Genomic DNA, 21569 nt, shown 5'->3' with positions numbered 1-21569 from the left:
TTTATTTACAATTATTATTTCGGCATAACAAAAAGAAACTTAACCCCAAAATCTAAATTTTTTTAAATCTGTTCAGAAATTAATGGTATGAAAAATACTGTCCCGCTCGTCCTGAGAAATTCCCAGATAACGCTTTGTGATATAAAACGAAGAATGATTATACAGATCCATCAGAAGAACCGGCGAAATTCCCTGTTTCCATGCATGATAACCGAACGTCTTGCGGAGCGAATGACAGCTGATATGCGTTTCGCATAAGGTTTCGTCCGCTGCTCTGCGTACAATACGATATGCCTGGGAGCGGCAGAGTGGCTGCGTGGGATTAGTCTGTTTTGAAAAAATATAATCCTCTGCGTCAGGTTTTCTTGTTTTCCGGTAACAGTCCAGTGCCTTGATAACATGTGAATTTAAGGCAATCTCATTGACCTTTCCTGTTTTCTGTTCATGGATCAGAAGATGATCTAAGAAACAGTCTTTCTCAAAATAATACACATCTTTCCATTTTAAATTCAATACATCACTGATGCGCAATGCGGTGTAGAGCCCAAGAATGATCATCGTATAGTTGCGGATATTCGGATGTGCAGCCTCGTAATATGCAATGAAATTTTTTAGTTCGTCCTTGTCACGGATCGGTTGTGTTGTACCCATAATGACTCCTTTCTGCGGAAAATACCGCAAGCCTGTAAACGCAACATTTTATATGGAATGTTGCATTCAGGGAGAAACAGATAATCAGGGAGGAAAACAGATTTTATGCTCAAGTTAACGTTAAAGCCCGGTGACTATATTGACATCGGTGAAAACATCAGGGTCGTTTTTTCCGGCGGTTCTGCAAATAACATTCATCTTCTGGTGGATGCGCCGAGAGAGATGAATATTGCGCGTAGTTCTGCAGAAAGAAAAAGCAACCGCACTCACTACTATAAGGAACAGGGCATTTCGGAACAGGCACAGAAAGAGATTGCTGCAATTCTGATGAGGGAGCGCCACAGCAGATCAGAAGAAGCAAGGTAATAAGGTCAGGCTAACCTAGGGGTCGGGCTTATTATAAATCTTTTTAAGACGTATGTCTTAAAAATCAAGAAAAATTTCCGCATATCACGGAAAAAAAGGGAAAGGATTCCCGGATGCCGGGTAACGGCAGAACACATTTTTATCACACGGAGGTAAATATTATGGCAATGGTAGTACAGCACAACATGTCCGCAATGAATGCGAACAGAAATTTAGGCGTTACAACAGGAATGCAGGCAAAATCATCTGAGAAGTTATCTTCCGGTTACAAGATCAACCGTGCAGCAGATGACGCAGCAGGACTTTCTATTTCTGAGAAAATGAGAAGCCAGATCCGTGGCTTAAACAAAGCATCTGACAACGCACAGGATGGTATCTCTCTGATCCAGACCGCTGAGGGCGCATTAAACGAATCACACTCCATCTTACAGAGAATGAGAGAGTTATCCGTACAGGCTTCCAACGGTACAGAGACAGATGACGACCGCGAGGCAGTACAGAACGAGATTTCCCAGTTACAGGAAGAACTGACAAGAATTTCTGAGACAACAGAGTTCAATACGATGAAGCTGTTGGATGGTTCCCAGAGTGGAAGTACATCTTCAACCGGGTCAGGTCCGAAGTTTGGTGTTGTAGATGCAACATTAGACGGTGCACTTGTAACATCTAACGTGAAAGGTATTAAAGTAGCAACAGCAGCTTCCACAACAACAAAGGCAGGTCAGGAGACTGCTATCTGGGCTGCTGATGGAAAGACATTAACTTTAAATCTTTCGAAAAATAAGGTATATACACAGGACGAAATTGATGACTTGATCGCAAATGCAAAACAGGAAGACAGTACCGCAACTGGCGCACCGGCTGAAGTGAAAGTATCTTTAAAGAATGGTATTTTTAATGCAGATGCAGACACAACTGCCGGAACTGCAACAGTCGGTGGTGTGAAGGCAGTATCTGATGATGGAACTGTAACGGGATTTGTTGGAGCAGATACAATTTCATTTACGGCAAATAAGTATGGAACAGAGTTCAATAATACTGTGTTTAAATTCGCATTCGATAAGGCGGCAGGCAAAGAAGAAGTAGAGACAAATACAGCAATTGAAATCAGTGGAACCAATACGGTAACAGAAGGTCAGTATACAATTCATCTTGCAGCAGGCAAAGAATATACGGCAGAAGATTTAGAGGATATTCTTAAAACGGCAGGATTCGACTTTGATGTTAAATTAAGTGGAAATACACCAGATGAGCCAAATACTTTATTTGCAACCAGTGGCGCATCATCGGTGAGCGATATTACAATGGGTGATACCGCCGGAGCTGGTCTTGGAAGTACAGATGCTATGTGGGGGCAGGCTGGTTATGACAGTGTATCTTCTGGTGCTGGCATTACCTTGCAGATTGGTGCAAATGAAGGTCAGACCATGAGTTTCTCTATCGATGACATGAGTGCAAGAGCACTTGGCGTAGATGGCAACAAAGTAGACTTAAGCACACAGTCCGGTGCCCAGAAAGCTACTACCACGATTGATGCAGCAATCAAGAAAGTTTCTGCACAGCGTGGTAAAATGGGTGCGATCCAGAACCGTCTGGAGCACACCATCAGCAACCTGGATACAGCAGCAGAGAATACCCAGACTGCAGAGTCCCGTATCCGCGATACAGATATGGCAGAAGAGATGGTTGAGTACTCCAAGAACAACATTCTTGCACAGGCAGGTCAGTCTATGCTCGCACAGGCGAACCAGTCTACACAGGGTGTACTCTCCTTATTACAGTAATCTCTGGAAAAACGGTAATTATTATATGCAATGTAAAGATGTCCTGGGGCGTTACGCTCCGGGGCATTTTTCGTAGAAAAGGAGTTAAAAATGAACCTGTTAAAGGCAACGTTTTACGATGAGTTTTCCTGTATGGGAGCAGAGTGTCCACTGACCTGCTGTGGGGGATGGTCAATCGTAATAGATGAGAAAACATTAAAAGATTACAGGATGATGGGCGGCGAGATTGGGAGATTTGCAAAAAAATGTGTAAAATATGATCAAAATCTGCAAGGCAGTGTAGTAAATTTGCGGGAGACGGATGGTATGTGCCCGATGCTGGATGAAGACCAGTTGTGCAAAATTGTATTGGATAAGGGAGCAGAAAAATTATGTCGTACCTGTGTGGTATTTCCAAGAGAAACAGTCCGTTCATATGATACGGATGAAAAATATATATTTCTCGGCTGCCCGAAAGCAGTGCAGTTATTGTTTGAAGTAAAGGACAAGTTAACTTTTATATCAGAGAGTGATCCTGATCTTAATATGGAAAATATTCCAATATATAATGATGTAATGAAAATTAATCTTGCAGTAAGGGAAGCAGTTACAGATTTTATACAGAATACAGAGCTGCCATTATGGTTCCGTGAATTTTATGGGGCTTATACGATAGAAAAAATGAGTTCACAGATAGGACAGCAGGATTTTAAAGCGGTGGAAGCGCAGATAACGCACTTTTTTAATCCGTCATTTTATCAGGCAATGTATGAGGGAATAAAGGATATGGAGGTCAACCGCGAGCAGCAGTTTCAGTCATTGTGTGGAACAGTGAATGCCTATGAAAAAATTATCCTTGGAACAATGTTTGCAGATAAATTTGGCACTTGTGATAAGATATGGCAGTTATTGCATTTGAACCGGGAATGTACGTTTGAGGAATGGAATTGTGCCAGAGAAAAATGGACGGCACAGGAAGATGAACAGCAGTGGGAAAACATGCTTGTCTATAATTGGATGCGGACTGCTTTTGCACCGCAGAAGGAAAGAAAATTACTGAAAAATTATCTTGCATGCGTATTGTGCAATCTGGTATCATCCCACTTGCTGATTTTATATTCTATAAAGTATGATGTGGATTTGGAAACAAGAAATGCGATGATAGCATTTGTGGTTCGGAGGTTTTTACATGGAAATGAGGAAATTATGAAGATTATGCAGCTTGGAATGGACGAGGGGGTTTTGTCTCCGACATTTCTGATTTACCTGTGTAATTTATGGGGATAAACGGAAGAAGGAGTGTAACGGGCGAAATACACAGAACGGTGTGTGTTATCGCCCATTTTTGTATACTGTATAGTTTGAATGACACATTTTTGTGCACACTGTATACTTTAACTTCAAAATTTTTGTACAAAATGACGTTTTTGTTTGCCAAATGTAAAATATGATGTTAAACTGCACTTACATTTTTCGGTAGGTGTATGTTGAATCATGATTTTAAATTTGTAAATAGGGTTATTTTAGCGTACAATCAGGAGAAGAATATATGAGTGAAAATATGAATGGGGTGTCTGCAGGTAACGCTGCAGACAAAACGTATGCCAATACAAAGTATAAGGATACTTTTTTCCGGTATCTGTTCAAAGAAAAAGCGGGTATGCTGGAGTTGTATAATGCATTATTTGATGATTGTCTGACAGATGAAAGCGAGATAGAAGACTGTACCATTGAAGATGTATTTACAAGACAGATGAAAAATGATCTGGCATTTCGCGTCAGAAAAAAACGTGTGATTGTTTTGACGGAACATCAGTCTACACTGAATGAAAATATGCCGCTGCGTTTTCTGATGTATCTGGGTAGGACATACAATCAGATGATGACAACAAATGCCGTATACAAAGAACGCCGGATAGAACTGGATGCACCGGAGTTTGTGGTATTTTACAATGGAGACCGTAATCAGAAAGAATACTGGGAAATGCACTTGTCAGATGCGTTCCCGGAAGGCGTGGAAGTTAATATTGATCTGAAAGTAAAAGTCTATAATATTAACTACGGAAAGAACTCTAAATTATTGCAGCAGACAAAATTATTAAGTGGATACAGTTATTTTGTTGATAAAATTAAGCACTTATGTAAAAATGGAAGTGAATTGAAAGAGGCGATAGATATCGCAGTGCGGGAATGCATCAAAGAAGGAGTTCTTACAGATCAGTTAACTTATTTGGGATCGGAGGTAGTGGGTATGTTTGCAACAGAATTTAATATGGATGAAGCTGTAAAGGTCTGGAAGGAAGAAGCAAGGGAAGAAGGATTGGAAGAAGGCATCAAAGAGGGTAGAAAAGAAGGACAGTCGGAGGGGCGTCTTGGAATTATTAAAGACTATCTTAAAAACGGAGGAACCGTTGAACAGGCAAGAAAACTTTTGAAAGCTACAGAGGAAGAAATACAAAAAGCCACGAAAGAGATGTAGGCAGATATGGAGGATCAGACAATGTATTATGTACCGGATGGCACGCAGATGTGCGGATATTATGAATGTAAAGAATGCGGAAACCGGTTTTTGTCATTACAGATAGGACCACAGCTTGTATGTCCTTATTGCGGGGAGGAACCGGATATGGAGGTCGGACCGGATGAGGAAATGCCGGTGGCAGCAGAAAGTGCGAAATTGATCCAGGTTGTAAAAGGAGCCGAAGAGGTTGAACGGATGGATACACTTCTTTCACTTGCTGTGACAGGCGGCGACTATGCATGGATATAATGTGAAAAATACATTTTCATACACAAGATTTGTGCTTACGCACAAACGTAAGATGCGCTGGAGGACAGCGCAGGAATGGAGATAAAAATGGGACAGGTTTATTTTGTCCGCCATGGACAGACAATATGGAATGTGGAAAATAAGATCTGTGGAGCAACGGATATTGCACTCACGGATCTTGGACATAAACAGGCGATCGAGACAGGAAAAAAGATTTTAGAACAGGGGATCATGGCAGACGAAATCCTGTATTCCCCGCTTATCAGGGCGAAAGATACAGCACTTCACATTTCGGAAATTACCGGGATTCCTGCAAGGGAGGAAGCGCGGCTGAAAGAGCAGAATTTTGGCAGATATGAGTCCACACCGAGAGATGGAAAAGAATTTAAAGAGGCTAAAAAACAGTTTATAAACCGTTACGCGGGTGGTGAGTCGATGCTTCATCTGGCACAGCGTATCTATAATCTGTTAGATGAGGTGACTGCTTCCGACAAGACTTATATCCTCGTGGCACATAATGGAATTGCGCGGGTGGTGCAGTCCTATTTTTATGAAATGACAAATGAAGAGTATGCTGCATTTGGTGTGGAAAACTGTGCAGTGGTCAGATATGATTTTTAAAGGATGGGAGGAATAAGAATGAACAGTATATTTCACAGAATCAGTGTGAGAAAATATCAGGCAAAGGATGTAGAGCAGGAAAAGATCGAAAAACTATTAAGGGCAGCGATGGCAGCACCGTCCGCATGCAATCAGCAGCCGTGGGAGTTTTATGTGGTAACGAATCAGGATGTCATAAAAGCACTTTCAGAGGCATCACCATATGCAAAATGTGCAGCGGAGGCACCGGTTATCTTTGTTCCATGCTTCCGGTCGGAGGGAATCGCACCAGAATATTTTAACATTGACTTAAGTGCAGCAGTTGAAAATCTGTTGTTAGAGGCAGATGCACAGGGACTTGGCGCTGTATGGATGGGAATTTCACCGGATGCAGGACGTATGGAGGCGGTCAGAAAAGTGCTTGGTATACCTTCCGGATTAAATCCGTTTGCGCTTGTTCCATGTGGCTATCCGGCGGAGGAGCGACCGCAGGAAGACCGCTATGAGGAAAACAGAGTACATTATGTACGCTAATTTGGATATCTACATACTATGAATAGATCGGCAAATACTGGTTTGTGGGTGATACGAGTTTCCCTGTGTAGGGTGGTTCTGGGGGGTTACGATTGGCAAATTGCATCAAGCCGGGACTGTTTTGTTCCGTTGTCCGAAAATAAGAAAGTCTAAGTATGCCTGATTTATATTGTGGTGGAGTGACGTGTGCGTCTTAAATGTGCCATCCGGGCACATTAAGACTTGTGCTGCCGTCCATGGCAGCACAACACTGTATTGTGAACAGGCATACAAAGACTTTCTAATTTTCTCCCAAAGTCACAAAACGAGTCCTGGCTTGATGCGATTTGCCAGCCACTAAGTTGTGAAACACCCTTCGCCGGGGAACTCATTTTACAACCTTTGGGGCGTAAATTTTTAGTGTTTTGTGTCTGAATCTGTTTAAAAAAATATTTCCAAATAACTATGTTTAATAGATTATTATTGGTTTGATAATACTGGAAAAACCTCAACGTATCCCGTTATGCCCATATTTATTGCCATACACATTTGAAAAAATATTCTGCGTTATTAGTCTGGCAATTTACGAAAAATTTCATGTAATACAATGCAGCAGCTGAAAATTTTGGAAAGTCATCAGGCTAAATATTAATGATACAGCACATTAGAAATTTAAGCATATTTTTATTCGTGTGAATATCAATAATCCACACCCGCGCCCCCAATTCTGAGATGAACCGCCCGCCCCAATGGTGTTCATAACCTGGAGGCTGGCATCTTGCGCAAAGCCGAAGCTAATTTTGTGACTTTGGGAGAAAATTAGAAAATCTTGGTATGCCTGTCTACACACAGTGATGTTCTGCCACGGATGACTCGTTGTTGCCGGTCACGTCACTCTGAGAAAACCTAAATCAGGCATACCTAGACTTTTCTTATTTTTCGTACAACGGAACCAAAATTAACTCCGGCTTTGCGCAAGATGCCATTCACAAACCTGCGACTCACCATTTGGACGGGCGATTTATTTCATAAACAAACCATCATTTGTTGGTTAACTTATATTATTTTAGATGATAAAAACGACAGCAGAAATATATATCATCAGAATGGAGAACTTTGATGTTAGGAAAGAAAAAGGGAAAGCAGCGGAACGAATATGTACCGGATTATGTGCTGTATGATCTTGAAACGACGGGGATATCGAGCCTTTATGATGAGGTTATAGAGATTTCCGCAGTAAAAGTCAGAAATGGAAAAATCGTGGACGAGTTCAGTGAACTTGTGAATCCAGGCAGACATATCCCATATGCGGCAAGCAAAGTAAATAATATTTCCGATAAAATGGTAGAAAAGGCGCTTACCTTTGAAAAAGTTTTACCGGAATTTTTGGCATTTGTTGGGGATGATGTGTTGGCAGGCCACAATATTGCAAGTTTTGATATGAAATTCTTGTACAGGGACTGCGAAAAATATTTTGGACAGACACTCACGAATGATTACATAGATACTCTTGCGATTGCGAAGCAATGCTTCCCGGAGTGGAAACACAGACGGCTTGGTGATCTGGCGGAACATTATGGCATTTCTACGAATGGGGCACACCGTGCCCTCGCTGACTGCCGGATGAATCAGCAGGTATTTGAACTTATGGCAGAGGAATTAAAAGGAACCGTAAACAAACAGACAGAGATGAAAATCTGTCCACGGTGCGGGTGCACCCTGAAAAAAAGAAACGGAAGATTTGGTGAATTCTGGGGATGCACAGGTTTCCCGGACTGCAGATATACGGAAAATATATAAAAAATAATGGTTACAAACAGAAAAAGGAGCAGGCAAAATGAAAGATTACAGTATTGCAAATACAACCAAAGAACAGCGTATTGCGCTGATCAGACAGTGGATTCCTGACGAGGACGGACTTGGTGACAGTGGAGATATGGATCTGTGGGACATTTACGCAGATTATATCAACGGAAAAAAAGAAATTGCCGAGATCAATGCAGAAATGTCAGGTACTTATTATACAGAGGAGGATTTACAGTAATGGAAACCTGGTTTTATGAAGTTGTTTCTATCGATGGAGATTATGCTAATCTGCGCAGAACAGATATCACATCGGATGATCTGAAACTTGTGGCACGTGCGCTGCTTCCTGCAGAGATTATGGAAGGCAGTAAGTTAAAATACGAGCTGATGCAGTACGAACTGATTGGGTAGAGGTTGATTCGATCGCGTGGAATCAAATAGCAAAGAATCTGGTTGAACCCAATATGTCAGCGTTGGCGATGAAAGGAAATGTTTTATATTATGGGCAACAATATGATCCGGAAAAAGATATCTGTTTATGGTTCAGTCCAGGGCGTAGGGTTTCGGTACAGGGCGGAGCATGCCGCAAACATGCTCGGCGTGACCGGCTGGGTAAGAAATGAGCCGGACGGCTCTGTATTATTAGAGATGCAGGGAACAGAAGAACAGATCGATAAAGTGCTTGCTCTGGTAAATCAGGGAACCTATGTAAACATTGACCGGATCGTGGCAAAACAGATACCGGTGGAAGAACGTGAATATGGGTTTCATGTCAGATGAGTTGCCAGTCCCGTCTGCTCCATCTAATCTTTACGGTATTTGCCTCGGAATTCTTTTGGTGACAGATGGTGTTTTGCATAAAAAAGCTTATAAAAATGAGATTTGTTTGTAAATTTCAGCTGTGCAATAATTTCGGATATGGAAAGATCCGTTTTTAAAAGATAATATTCTGCTTTACGGAGAGAAAACGTAGTTCCATATTCGAATAAGGTCATTCCGGTATATTTTTTTGTGATCCGGTTTAAATAGTCGCCGCTGTAACTGAGCAGATCCGACAGTTCATGCCGGCTGAGCCGCCCGTCACTGTTTTCTAATAGATGTGTCAGGTTTGTAAAGATCAGAAAATCATTTCCGTAATCAATCTGAATACTTGCCAGATGAAAAAAGTCCGGATTGGAAAGCGTATCTAAAAAGCGGCAGATCAGTCCGTTGATAAAAAAGGAAGAACCAATCTGCGGAGACAGTGTGATTTTTATGATTTCTTCTGCAATCTGGTAAAGTTTCTCAAAGGCTGCCGGGTTGTGGTATGAGGGGAAAAAGTCAAGATATTCTTTTTTGGTATTATCCTCATCAGCAGCATTTTTATATAAAAAGTGAAACGCATCACTCTGCTCCATATTTGTCTCTGGCATCAGATGGAACAGATTGTCCGACTGAAACAGGGACAACAGGTAATCTTTGGATAAATTCAGAAAGAAAATCCGAAAATCATGTGAGAGAAGTTCCACATGTCTTAAATTACAGTTCACAATACATCCGGTTCCGGATGGGTAAACCCGTTTTGTATTTTCAATTTTAACGATCGCTTCTCCCTGCAGAACAAACATGATTTCAAAAAAATCGTGCTGGTGCAGAGGGCGGTTTTTCATTTTTTCCAAAAGTTCCGTGGCATCGATCAGAGAATGGCTGGTGTGCTCTGGGGAAAAACTTGAAATTTTAAAATAAGGCATATCCAGATCACAGCGGTAGGTTTCAATGACGGCATTATAAGGGGAAGTCAGGTGATAGTACTGGTTAAAACTGCTGTTTACATTCTGGATCTCAAAAAAATTGTTTTTTAAAGTATCAATGGATGACTGGATCATTGGATTCTCCCGTTGGAACTTTTTGTGATAGTCGCGAATATGTTACTAAATGATGGATGTTGTGTCTAATTATAGCATTGAAGGGAAAAAAAGCAAAGTGATAGAATAAATGCAACAACATTCGAATGTAAAAAAGTGATTCTGATCGCACATTATGTGTGGACAGGCAGCAAAAAAGACGAGAAGGAAGAGGAAAAAATGAATGATAAAAAATATTTAAAATGGTATCAGAAACTTGCATATGGTTCGGGGGATCTGGCATCAAACTGCAGCTATGGACTGGTTTCAAGTTTCCTGCTTTTGTATCTTTCAGATATCATGGGATTAAAGACCAGCATCATCGGAACATTAATGCTGGTGTCAAAGATTTTTGACGGAGTAACGGATGTTTTCTTTGGTAATATGATTGACAGGACAAAAAGCAGACTCGGAAAAGCAAGACCGTGGATGCTGTATGCACAGATCGGTGTGTCGTTATGTCTGGTATTGCTGTTTTCAATCCCGAATATGGGACAAACTGCACAGTATGCATATTTCTTTGCATTTTATACCTGCCTGAATGCAATTTTTTACACGGCAAACGGCGTTGCATATTCCACATTATCAGCACTGATTACCAATAATCCGCAGGAGAGAGTACAGCTTGGTTCTATCCGCTTTATGTTTGCAGTCGTAACCAATATTGTTATGGGATTTGCTGTAACAGGCGGTGTGGAGGCTTTTGGTGGCGGTGCAGCCGGATGGAGAGCGGTAGCGATCATCTGTGCACTGATCGGTCTGGTGGTCAACACGATCAGCTGTCTTGCAGTAAAAGAGGTAGAACCGGATGAGTCGGTAAGAAAGACAGACGAGTCAAAACCGCAGGATGATAAACTTGGTTTTTGGGAAAGCATGAAATTTTTATTTACCAATAAATATTATGTTTTGATTCTTGTTTTGTATATTGTATATTACATAATGAGTAATATTACAACAGGCAGTGGTGTTTATTTTACAAAATATGTACTTGGAGATGCATCGTTACTTGGCATGTTCCAGATGATGAAAATGTTCCCGGTAATCATCGCACTGATCTTTACGCCAATGCTTGTGAAAAAGACTGGAAGCATGCAGAAAGTGAATTTCTGGGGATATGCGATCAACTGTGTACTCAGTGTATTTTTTATCTATTTTGCATACCAGAGAAATGTCAAATTGATGCTGTTATTTATGTTTATCAAAGGTATTTTTGCAGGAACTTTAAGCGGAACTTTAAATGCGCTGATTGCGGAAATCAGTGGTTATACTTATCGTACGAAGGGCGTGCGGATGGATGGAACAATGTTCAGCTGTTCTTCTTTAGGTATCAAGATCGGCGGTGGAATCGGAACTGCAGCAGTGGGCTGGCTGTTAGACTTAGGCGGTTATATCGGAACTGCAGCAGAGCAGACAGAAGGTGCGATCAATATGATCTTTGCCATGTATATCGTGATTCCGGTAATCCTCAGTGTTGCGATCACAGTGATTCTTGGACTGTTAAATGTGGAGAAAGCAAACAAAAAATGGGATGAAGAACACGCAAAGGAAGTATAGGAATGATAAAGGCAGATTTTAATGCAAAATGGCAGTTTGTAAAAGGATATGTGCCGTCCTTAAAAGTGCTTCAGATATATGGAAAAAAGGCACAGGAAGTTACACTTCCACATGATGCCATGATACATGAGACGCGGGATGAAAATACAAAAAACGGAGGCGCTACCGGATTTTATCCGGGCGGTATGTATACCTATTTCAAAACATTTTCCGTACCGGAAGACTGGGAAGAAAAAACAGTCTTACTGGAATTTGAAGGTGTGTATGAGACAGCCATGGTCTACATCAATGGTGCGCTGGCAAAGACCAACAGAAATGGATACACAAATTTCTATGTGGATATTGCGAGATATTTAAACTTTGGGGAAGAAAATGAGATCAAAGTTGTCGCAGACAATTCCGCAGAAGAAAACAGCAGATGGTACTCCGGAAGCGGCATTTACCGGGGAGTCAGCCTGTATGTCGGAGAGCCGGTGCAGATTCCATTAAATGGAGTACGTATTACAACAGAAGAAGCAGATAAAGATGTTGCGGTTGTCGAAATTTCAACGAAAGTTTTAAACCGTTCCAGAAAAAAAGAAAAACTGACTATTATAGCAAAACTGGAGGATGAAAAACACCGGGTATATGAGGACAGAGTCCATCTGACTGGTTTTGCGGAATCTGAGAATACTGTGCATCAGCAGATCGCGATAGAACATCCGATGCTTTGGAATTGTGATACGCCGCATCTGTATCAGTGTACAGTCCAGATTTATGCAGGAGATAAGCTGTTGGATGAGCAGACGATTTCCTATGGAATCCGCAAGATCACGCTGGATGCCCTGCGTGGGTTAAGGATCAACGGTGAGCCGGTGAAGCTGCGCGGAACCTGTGTACATCATGACCACGGAATCCTTGGTGCAGCAGCATATGAAGATGCTGAACTCCGAAAATGCAGGCTGATCAAAGAAGCCGGGTTTAACAGTATCAGAAGTGCACATCATCCGGCAGGCAAGGCATTTTTAGATGCCTGTGATAAGGTGGGACTGCTTGTGATGGATGAACTGACAGATATGTGGACGGTACATAAAAATAACCACGATTTTGCTTTTTCATTTCTGGATGAATACCAGAATATGATAAAAAATATGGTGGAGAAAGATTATAACCATGCCTGTGTTATTTTGTATTCGGTTGGAAATGAGATTCAGGAAATCGGCACGGAGCGGGGAGCTGAGCTCAACCGCATGCTCTGTAACGCTTTTAAAGAACTGGATTCGACAAGATTTACCACAAACGGCATGAATGCCTTAAATGCAGCAGGGGCAAAAGTATATCCGATCATGCAGGAACTTGCACCGCTGATCCGCAAAGATGCCGAAAAAGTCGGGACAAATGATAACTCCGGAAGTAATGCAATCAACAGTTTTATGAAGCTGATGGAAGGCGAAGCGGGAGACGCATTTGCAGCGCATCCGATCATCACGGAAGTGTTAGAGGAGAGCAGCGAGTCCATGGATATCATCGGTTTAAATTATCTGACAGGCAGACATTTGTTAGAGGGAGAACTTCATCCAAATAAATGCGTGCTTGGGACAGAGACATTCCCGGCGGATATTGCAAGGTTATGGAAAGTGGTCAATTCTTCTAACCGCGTGCTGGGTGATTTTACCTGGACTGGTTACGACTATCTGGGAGAGGCAGGATGCGGAATCTTTTATTATGATGGAAAGAGCAATTTTGGAAGTCACTACCCGGACAGAACAGCCTATATCGGTGATATCGATCTTGCAGGTTATCGCAGACCGGTCAGTTTTTTCCGGGAGATCGTATATGGTCTGCGGACAGAGCCTTATATTGCGGTGGAACGCGTTGATAAATATGGGAAAAAATGTTCAAAGACACCGTGGATGTTCAAAGATAATATTGCAAGCTGGACGTGGCGTGGATATGAGGGGAAACCTGCGGTTGTGGATGTGTATTCGAATGCACCGGAGGTAGAACTTTTCTTAAATGGGCGGTCACTCGGACGAAAACCTGCCGGGGCAGAACATGGATTTACGGCAACGTTTGAACTTAATTATGAGCCTGGCATATTGGAGGCAGCCAGCTATCAAAATGGCATGGAAACCGGCAGATGCCAGCTTGATACAGCAGATGAGGATGTACAGATTCATGTAGAAGCAGATAAAAAAGAACTGCAGGCAAATGGAGAGGATCTTTGTTTCCTTACCATGAATCTTTGCGATGCAAAAGGAACTGCAAATCTGTATGAAAAGAGACGCATCCATATAGAAATAGAAGGGGAAGGAATCCTTGCTGCATTTGGAAATGCCGATCCGCAGTCCATCGAAAGCTATGATGCGTCATGCTGGGAAACCTATGACGGGTATGCGCTTGCAGCAGTCCGTGCAGGCGACAAAAAGGGAGCGGTTTCTGTGACAGTCTGGATGGAAGGGAAGGAAGAACAGAAACAGAAGATTACGATTCCGGTAAATTAAAAAAATGATGGCAATGTAACTAGCGGAGCATTCATGCGGTAGCGGATGAACTGTAAAATAAAAGAATACATATGAGCTCTGGCGGATAGTGAAAATTCATTATCCGCATTTTTTGTCAAAAAAAGCAGGATAAAGTCGTCAAACCGTTAAATTTATACACTTGTAATTGACACACATTTTATAAACTACTAAAATAAAAATGGCAGATCAGACAAAGAAGAACAGTATAAAAAGGAATGATAATTTGAAAAAGTACATTGCGGTGATATTTGTATGTGTTACGATGCTTGGAATGGCATGCGGTCAGAAACCGGATTCCGGGAAAGAGAGAGAGGAACTTCCACAGCTTATTATAGGAAGTGATAATTATGAGCCGTACAATTATCTCGATGATGACGGTAATCCTGCCGGAATCGATGTGGAACTGGCAGAAGCGGTGTGTGACAAGCTGGGTTATACGCCGGTGTTTTTGCGTATTACATGGGATAAAAAGGATGAATATTTAGACAATGGTGAGGTGGACTGTCTGTGGGGATCCTTTACCATGAATGACAGAGAAAATCAGTATCAGTGGGCTGGACCATATCTTTACAGCAGACAGGTCGTTGCAGTGCAGAAAAACAGCGGGATTACAAAAATATCTGATCTGGAAGGAAAACGAATTGCAGTTCAGGCGACAACGAAACCGGAGGAGATTTTGCTCAAAGGGAGTTTTCCGGGAATCCCGGAAGTAGAAAGGGTATACAGTATGTCCGGTATGGATGAGATCTACGCAAGTCTCAGAAAAGGGTATGTGGATGCGATTGCCGGACATGAGAGTGCATTAGAGAGATTTGTGCAGAGTGCACCGGATACATATTGTATGCTGGATGAGAGTCTGTATATTTCAGAGCTTGGGGTTGCTTTTAAAAAGGATACCCATCAGGAACTGGCACAGAAGATGACACAGATATTAGAGCAGATGCAGGAGGATGGAACACTTGGCGGTATTGTAGAAAAATACGGTCTGGATGTCCAAAAAGCATTGGGGGTCACAAATGCTGAATAAAAAAAATTGGACTGGGTTTATCTCACATAAATATATATGGATGCCGTTTGTGGCAGGTATTTTTATAGTAATGATATGTTTTGGCGTTTTTACCGGATATGACAGGACACGGGTCGGAAAAATCGCAGACGGGACGCTCGATTTCATGCAGAGCCGCGTGAAACAATATGATAATTACAAAAATAACGATAAAGTAAAGAGTCTTTACCGTCTGGCAGATAAGACACTGGAGCTTAGTCAGCGGCTGGAAGAGGAAAATACGGATCAGGAAACAATGATCATCCGCTATATGAAAGATCAGAGATTGGATGGAGTACTGGTATTAGATGACAAGTTAAATTGTGTGTGCCAGATTGGGGATGCGTGGGAAGAAAAAAACTTCTGGCAGGATGAGATGAAGAAACCAGTGGTAGAAGATACGCTGGATTATCCGCAAAAAGCATATATCACACGGCTGGATAAAGAGGGCGAAGTCTATGATTTTGCGGTGGTTTCCCAAGGAAATAAAAAAGGACTGATTGCTGCCTATATCAAAAAAGATAATTGCATGGAGGACAATGGTGACATATCCTTCTATTCGTTGTTTACAGGACTTACATTTGAGAAAAATGGAATTGTTGCGGTGACAGATGGAAAACAGATTTTAAGTTCCAATTCGGAGGAACTGCTCGCAGTAAAATCAGAAGAATATCAGGATATTTTTATCCCGGATATCGATACCGGGGATGAGAAAAAAATGATTCATTTAAAAAGCACGGGAGGATGCTGGTACGGAGAAAGCAAGCAGATGGGGGACTACACGTTATATGTTTTTTTTCCAACAAAATCTGTATTTGCACTGCGCACAAAAGCTGTAATCTGTGTGGCTGTAATCTACATACTGTGCTGGATGACGTTTATGCTGATCCGTGGATATGTGGCAGAGTTAAATATGCGTCAGACAGAAAAGCAATATCATATCATCCGTTCCGTCAGCAGTGTATTTTCCGTGTGTATGCTGTTTGATCTCAAAAAAGATACATGGGAAATTATCAAAGCATCTGATCGTATAAAGGAAATAATTGGCAATGAAAAGAGTACTGCAAAAATGATGAAGTACTTTTGTAAAAATGCGGTTGCGCAACAGGAGTGGCAGAAATTCCTTGATTTTGTGAATCCTGATACTATTTCAGACAGGCTGGTGGGAAAAGACTATGTTAACTGCAAAACGGAAAGCGCGAAAGGTGAATGGTTTACAGTCATGCTGGTGCCCCAGCATTATGATTCACAGGGAAATGTGGAAGCAGCACTTTTTCTGAGCAGAAATATCACAGACGAAAAGATGCGTGAGCTGGATTATCAGAAAAAACTGGAAAAGTCCGTAGAACAGGCAGAGCAGGCAAATGTTGCAAAAACAGATTTCCTGCGAAGAATGAGCCATGATATACGTACACCGATCAATGGCATACGCGGAATGGTGGATATTTGCCGGTATAATATCGGAAATCAGAAAAAACAGGAAGAATGTTTGGACAAGATCATGCTTTCGTCGACATTCCTGATGGAACTGGTCAATGATGTACTTGATATGAATAAATTGGAATCCGGTCAGATCAGACTTGAGGAAAAGCCATTTTCAATCCACGAAATATTAAAAGAAGTGGAAACGGTAGTCGGAATGGCTGCAACAGAGCATGGAATCACACTTACCGTAAAAATGGGAGAAATCATCCACGAAAATCTGCTTGGCAGTTCCCTTCATATCCGGCAGATATTACAGAATATTGCATCAAACGCAGTGAAATATAATAAAACAAATGGAAAAGTTGTTTTAGAGTGCAGGGAACTGCCGTCGGAAAATGAAAAAGCGGTGTTTGAATTTGTATGTACTGACACAGGGATTGGAATGAGTCCGGAATTTCAGAAACATGCATTTGAACCGTTTGCGCAGGAAAAGACTTCAGCGCGTACTTCCTATGCCGGGACCGGACTTGGGCTTGCGATTGTAAAAAAGCTGGTAGAACAGATGGAAGGCACGATTCGTTTTGTGAGTAAACCCGGAGAAGGAACACAGTTTACGATTGTGATACCATTTCTTGTGGATCGTACCATGGAAAAGGAAACAGAGGATGAACAGGGTACGGATGAGAAAAAGGGAATAAAAAATGATAAGATTCTTCTGGTGGAAGATTATGAGATAAACATGGAAATCGCTAAATTTGTTCTGGAAAATGAGGGGGCAAAGGTAAAAGAAGCCTGGAATGGAAAAGAAGCTGTCGATATATTTGCAGCATCAGAACCGGGCGAATATGATGTGATCCTGATGGATCTGATGATGCCTGTCATGGGAGGCTTAGAGGCATCACAGCGCATCCGGATGATGTCAAGAGAAGATGCAAAAACAATTCCGATCATTGCAATGACAGCAAATGCATTTGCGGATGATGAAGAAAGAAGTTTATCAGCCGGTATGGATGCACATATATCAAAACCATTAGATGCGGAACAGTTCATACAGGTGATCTCTGATATATGCAGAAAACGGAAAAATCATATTACATAAAAGTACTTTATTATCGGAAAAAGATGTAGTATACTTCTTCTGCATTGAACTGGAATAATCTATGGAATGTTTCATTCAATAGAAGTGTATAAAGAGCGAGGACAAAAGAAATGCAGAAGAATCTTGGAAAGATCAAACGTACAGTGGAAGAGTATATGGTACTGACCGTTGCAACACTGATTCTTGTTGTAGGAGTATATGTGTTTAAATTTCCAAATAATTTTTCTTTTGGAGGAGTAACAGGTATGGCGGTCGTATTAGGTGCCATACTCCCAACATCACCGGGAAATCTTACTTTTATCATCAATATGCTGTTACTGGTACTTGGATTTATCTTCCTTGGAAAAGGATTTGGAGTTAAAACCGTTTATGTAAGCGTACTGACATCTGTGGGATTAAGTTTTGCTGAAAGAGTATTTCCAATGGATGGACCATTGACCGGACAGCCTGTATTAGAGCTTATCTATGCGATCGTATTACCGGCATTTTCGTCAGCAATCCTGTTTAATATCGGAGCATCCGGCGGTGGAACAGATATCGTGGCGATGATCTTAAAGAAATACACAAAGTTAAATATAGGTGCGGCATTGTTTTTGGTTGATCTTGGAATCGTCATTGCATCATGCCTCGTGTTTGATGCACAGACAGGTCTCTGTTCCCTGTGCGGACTTCTGGCAAAATCACTGGTAGTCGATAATGTGATCGAGAGTATTAACCTGTGTAAATATTTTACGATCGTCTGCAATGATCCGGAGCCGATCTGTGATTTTATCACGAAGAAACTGAACCGCAGTGCAACGGTTTATCAGGCAGAAGGTGCCTACCAGCACAATCAGAAAACAGTCATACTGACAGTCATGAAGCGAAGCCAGGCGGTGGAACTCCGTAATTTTATCCGGTTGAATCAGCCGTCTGCATTCATTGCGATCACAAACAGCAGCGAGATCATCGGAAAGGGATTCCGTGGTTTCAACTAAGGTTTGGTTGCATGAAAGAACTGTCTATTATATAATAGGGAGAGCAGATTGTATACAATCAGGAAATGTAAGTGGCTGAAATCGTATGTATACAAATCGGTATTGCAATTATTTTAAAATACAGAATGGAGAAGAGAATGAAAATTTGGGAAGATGATAACCAGAAATACATCAAAGCGATGATGGAGAAAAATACCACGGAGCAGAATGGGGAGCTGACAAAGCGTTTAGAGAAAATCGATTTTTCTGTGTTAGAGCATATTGAAAGAAAAGAAACGGTCAATGAGCGGGGGGTATTTGCGCCGTTAGATGCCGTGGAAGTTGGCGAGATCGAGGCAAGGGGAGAAGAATTTAAAGAAACCGGCTTAAAGGCGATCCGTGAGGGAAAAGTCGGAGCCGTACTTTTAGCAGGTGGACAGGGAACCCGTCTCGGACTTGACAGACCGAAGGGTACGTTAAATATTGGAATTGACCGTGAATTATATTTGTTTGAGCAGTTACTGCGCAATCTGATGGACGTTACGGATGAGGCGGGAGTATATGTTCCTCTTTATATTATGACAAGTAACATCAATCATGCAGATACAACTGCATTTTTCAAGGAACATGATTATTTCGGTTATCCGAAAGACTATGTGAAGTTTTTTGTACAGGAAATGGTGCCGGCATGTGATTATGAGGGAAGAATTTATATGGAATCCCAGACCGAAGTTGCTATGTCACCAAATGGCAATGGAGGCTGGTTCTCATCCATGGTAAATGCGGGACTGCTCGCTGATATTAAAACAAGAGGTATCGAGTGGATCAATGTATTTGCAGTAGATAACTGCTTACAGCGCATCGCAGATCCGAAGTTTGTTGGTGCCACGATCGCTTATGGCTGTGAAAGCGGAGCAAAAGTGGTACGAAAAGCAGCACCGGATGAACGTGTCGGCGTACTTTGCACTGAAGATGGCAAACCTTCTATCGCAGAATACTATGAGATGACAGAAGAGATGGCAACAGCACGCAAGGAAAACGGTGATTTAAAATATGGTTTTGGTGTTATCTTAAATTATCTGTTTTCCGAAAAGAAACTGGAGCAGATCGCAGATGCAAGAATGCCGATTCATGTGGTAGAGAAAAAAATCCCATACATGGATGTGGACGGTACATTTGTGAAACCGGAGCAGCCAAACGGTTACAAATTTGAGACATTAGTACTTGATATGGTACACATGATGGATGATTGTATCCCTTATGAGGTAGTGCGTGAAAAAGAGTTTGCACCGATCAAAAACCTTCATGGTGTGGATTCCTTAGATTCCGCAAGAGAGCTGATGAAAGGCTGCGGTATCGAATTATAGGAAAATAGCTGGAAAATAAACCCCTGTTTTTAAATTGTTTATAAATATTTCATACAGACTTTATGCCGTTTTGGGCGGTATCTGTTATACTGATATTCATAGTATGGGATAGTTACACCTAAGATTTGTTGTGTGAAAAGAATGTGTGGCAATGAAGGTGAAAACAATTTAGAAACGGGGTTTTTTATTATGATACAGAAACAGGCAATTATAAATGATAATATGAGGCAAAAACAGACAGTTGTACAGGAGGATAACGTGGAGCAGGAACAGTATTCGGCTTCTGTGAAGGTGGAAGACACAGAGGAAGACAGGATGATGGATGCAGCGCAGGAAAACAGCCTGATGCTGGTGCGTGGTATGGTGGATGATGATATGGAGCATATTGCAGACATGAAAGAGCAGTTTTCCCAGACGATTGATCCGATCCTGCGCATGTACAACGCAGCGATGTGTGCGACGACCGCACGCCTTGAGATCATAGAGGACGAGTTTAAATACCGCAAACTGCGCTGCCCGATCCATCATATTGATACCAGGTTAAAATCAGCGAAAAGCATTTTGGGAAAACTCCAGAAGAAAGATCTTGATCTGACGCTTAGTGCAGCCTGCAATAATATTTATGATATCGCCGGAGTGCGTGTGGTCTGTTCCTATATCAAGGATGTCTATCTGATCCGGGATCGTCTGATGGCACAGGACGACATACATATCATGGAAGTTAAGGATTATATTGAACAGCCGAAGGGCAATGGTTATAGAAGCCTGCACATCATTATCCGCGTGCCGGTCTACTTTATGAACAAAAAGCAGATGGTGCCGGTCGAACTGCAGATCCGTACGCTTGCCATGGATCTCTGGGCGAGCTTGGAGCATGACATCAAGTACAAATCGCTTTATCAGGATGTCACGATGGATTTTTCGGATGAGTTAAAAGAATGCAGCCGCCTGATCTATGAGGCGGAGGAGAAGATGGAAGTCATGAATGCGGCGTTGGAGGAGTAAGACGGGGTTTATAGTGTGAAAAATACATTTTTCACACGCAAGAATGGAGATTTTTATGACCAAAATCTTTGTGATAAAAAATAATGGAGCTGTGGATGATAAATATTTTGTATTGGAATGCGGGAATACGATCAGAGGAAGACAGGAACAGTATACGGGGAGAAAATGTCAGGCAAAAAATAATAGAATTGATATTAGAAAATAACATAGACATTGTGATTTTGGCTGAATATACTTTTGATATGAAGCTTATGTGCGATAT

General features: G+C 41.7%; 21 protein-coding genes. 19 read left to right on the top strand and 2 right to left on the bottom strand.

The window, feature by feature from the left end:
• Nucleotides 1–72: 72 nt before the first annotated feature.
• Entirely contained in the window at nt 73–651 is a 579-nt protein-coding gene (locus tag H8S51_RS18095; protein WP_117920796.1) for a tyrosine-type recombinase/integrase, read from the bottom strand.
• Nucleotides 652–756: 105 nt separating this feature from the next.
• Between H8S51_RS18095 and H8S51_RS18090 the strand changes: the two genes are divergently transcribed.
• From H8S51_RS18090 to H8S51_RS18035, 11 genes are all read left to right on the top strand, one after another.
• Complete coding sequence (locus H8S51_RS18090; RefSeq protein WP_186899819.1) at nt 757–1017, top strand: carbon storage regulator; 261 nt, start codon at nt 757–759, stop codon at nt 1015–1017.
• Between the two features lie 161 nt (nt 1018–1178).
• A complete protein-coding gene (locus H8S51_RS18155; protein ID WP_118209300.1) occupies nt 1179–2801 on the top strand; it encodes a flagellin N-terminal helical domain-containing protein in 1623 nt (540 codons plus the stop codon).
• Nucleotides 2802–2891: 90 nt separating this feature from the next.
• Nucleotides 2892–4067 (top strand): flagellin lysine-N-methylase, encoded by a 1176-nt coding sequence (gene fliB / locus H8S51_RS18075; RefSeq protein WP_186899818.1) that lies wholly within the window; start codon nt 2892–2894, stop codon nt 4065–4067.
• 262 nt (nt 4068–4329) lie between these two features.
• Nucleotides 4330–5259 (top strand): RpnC/YadD family protein, encoded by a 930-nt coding sequence (locus H8S51_RS18070; RefSeq protein WP_117920792.1) that lies wholly within the window; start codon nt 4330–4332, stop codon nt 5257–5259.
• A 21-nt stretch (nt 5260–5280) separates the two neighbouring features.
• Nucleotides 5281–5550, top strand: a complete 270-nt coding sequence (locus H8S51_RS18065) for a hypothetical protein (protein WP_117920791.1) — start codon at nt 5281–5283, stop codon at nt 5548–5550.
• A gap of 87 nt (nt 5551–5637) precedes the next feature.
• Nucleotides 5638–6171: a histidine phosphatase family protein gene (locus tag H8S51_RS18060; RefSeq protein WP_186899861.1), complete on the top strand. Its 534-nt coding sequence runs from the start codon at nt 5638–5640 to the stop codon at nt 6169–6171.
• Between the two features lie 18 nt (nt 6172–6189).
• Nucleotides 6190–6684 (top strand): nitroreductase family protein, encoded by a 495-nt coding sequence (locus tag H8S51_RS18055; protein ID WP_186899817.1) that lies wholly within the window; start codon nt 6190–6192, stop codon nt 6682–6684.
• A 1098-nt stretch (nt 6685–7782) separates the two neighbouring features.
• A complete protein-coding gene (locus tag H8S51_RS18050; protein WP_186899816.1) occupies nt 7783–8463 on the top strand; it encodes a 3'-5' exonuclease in 681 nt (226 codons plus the stop codon).
• 37 nt (nt 8464–8500) lie between these two features.
• Entirely contained in the window at nt 8501–8707 is a 207-nt protein-coding gene (locus H8S51_RS18045) for a hypothetical protein (RefSeq protein WP_117922487.1), read from the top strand.
• Nucleotides 8707–8880, top strand: a complete 174-nt coding sequence (locus H8S51_RS18040; RefSeq protein ID WP_117922486.1) for a chorismate--pyruvate lyase — start codon at nt 8707–8709, stop codon at nt 8878–8880. Before H8S51_RS18045 ends, H8S51_RS18040 begins: the two co-directional genes overlap by 1 nt.
• Before the next feature lie 90 nt (nt 8881–8970).
• The gene (locus H8S51_RS18035; RefSeq protein WP_241070810.1) at nt 8971–9249 is read left to right on the top strand and encodes an acylphosphatase; all 279 of its coding nucleotides are present in this window, start codon (nt 8971–8973) and stop codon (nt 9247–9249) included.
• A gap of 23 nt (nt 9250–9272) precedes the next feature.
• Here the strand turns inward: H8S51_RS18035 and H8S51_RS18030 are convergent, their stop codons facing one another.
• Nucleotides 9273–10334 carry a helix-turn-helix domain-containing protein gene (locus H8S51_RS18030; protein ID WP_186899815.1) on the bottom strand — a complete coding sequence of 354 codons (1062 nt, stop codon included), beginning with the start codon at nt 10332–10334 and terminating at the stop codon, nt 9273–9275.
• A gap of 198 nt (nt 10335–10532) precedes the next feature.
• Between H8S51_RS18030 and H8S51_RS18025 the strand changes: the two genes are divergently transcribed.
• From H8S51_RS18025 to H8S51_RS17990, 8 genes are all read left to right on the top strand, one after another.
• Nucleotides 10533–11906 (top strand): MFS transporter, encoded by a 1374-nt coding sequence (locus H8S51_RS18025; protein ID WP_117922491.1) that lies wholly within the window; start codon nt 10533–10535, stop codon nt 11904–11906.
• Nucleotides 11907–11908: 2 nt separating this feature from the next.
• A complete protein-coding gene (locus H8S51_RS18020) occupies nt 11909–14389 on the top strand; it encodes a glycoside hydrolase family 2 protein (protein WP_186899814.1) in 2481 nt (826 codons plus the stop codon).
• Between the two features lie 244 nt (nt 14390–14633).
• Entirely contained in the window at nt 14634–15437 is an 804-nt protein-coding gene (locus tag H8S51_RS18015; RefSeq protein WP_241070809.1) for a substrate-binding periplasmic protein, read from the top strand.
• Nucleotides 15427–17979, top strand: a complete 2553-nt coding sequence (locus H8S51_RS18010; RefSeq protein ID WP_117922481.1) for a hybrid sensor histidine kinase/response regulator — start codon at nt 15427–15429, stop codon at nt 17977–17979. Before H8S51_RS18015 ends, H8S51_RS18010 begins: the two co-directional genes overlap by 11 nt.
• Before the next feature lie 110 nt (nt 17980–18089).
• The gene (locus H8S51_RS18005) at nt 18090–18956 is read left to right on the top strand and encodes a YitT family protein (protein WP_117922480.1); all 867 of its coding nucleotides are present in this window, start codon (nt 18090–18092) and stop codon (nt 18954–18956) included.
• Between the two features lie 137 nt (nt 18957–19093).
• Nucleotides 19094–20302, top strand: coding sequence for a UTP--glucose-1-phosphate uridylyltransferase (locus tag H8S51_RS18000; protein WP_117922479.1), 1209 nt, complete (start codon nt 19094–19096; stop codon nt 20300–20302).
• A 189-nt stretch (nt 20303–20491) separates the two neighbouring features.
• On the top strand, nt 20492–21307 hold the full coding sequence (locus H8S51_RS17995) for a GTP pyrophosphokinase (RefSeq protein WP_241070808.1): 816 nt from the start codon (nt 20492–20494) through the stop codon (nt 21305–21307).
• 55 nt (nt 21308–21362) lie between these two features.
• Nucleotides 21363–21512 (top strand): hypothetical protein, encoded by a 150-nt coding sequence (locus H8S51_RS17990; RefSeq protein WP_241070807.1) that lies wholly within the window; start codon nt 21363–21365, stop codon nt 21510–21512.
• The last annotated feature ends 57 nt before the right edge of the window (nt 21513–21569 follow it).

The organism is Roseburia rectibacter (assembly GCF_014287515.2).
Lineage (GTDB): Bacteria > Bacillota > Clostridia > Lachnospirales > Lachnospiraceae > Roseburia > Roseburia rectibacter.
This window is presented reverse-complemented; position numbering and strand designations above follow the sequence as displayed.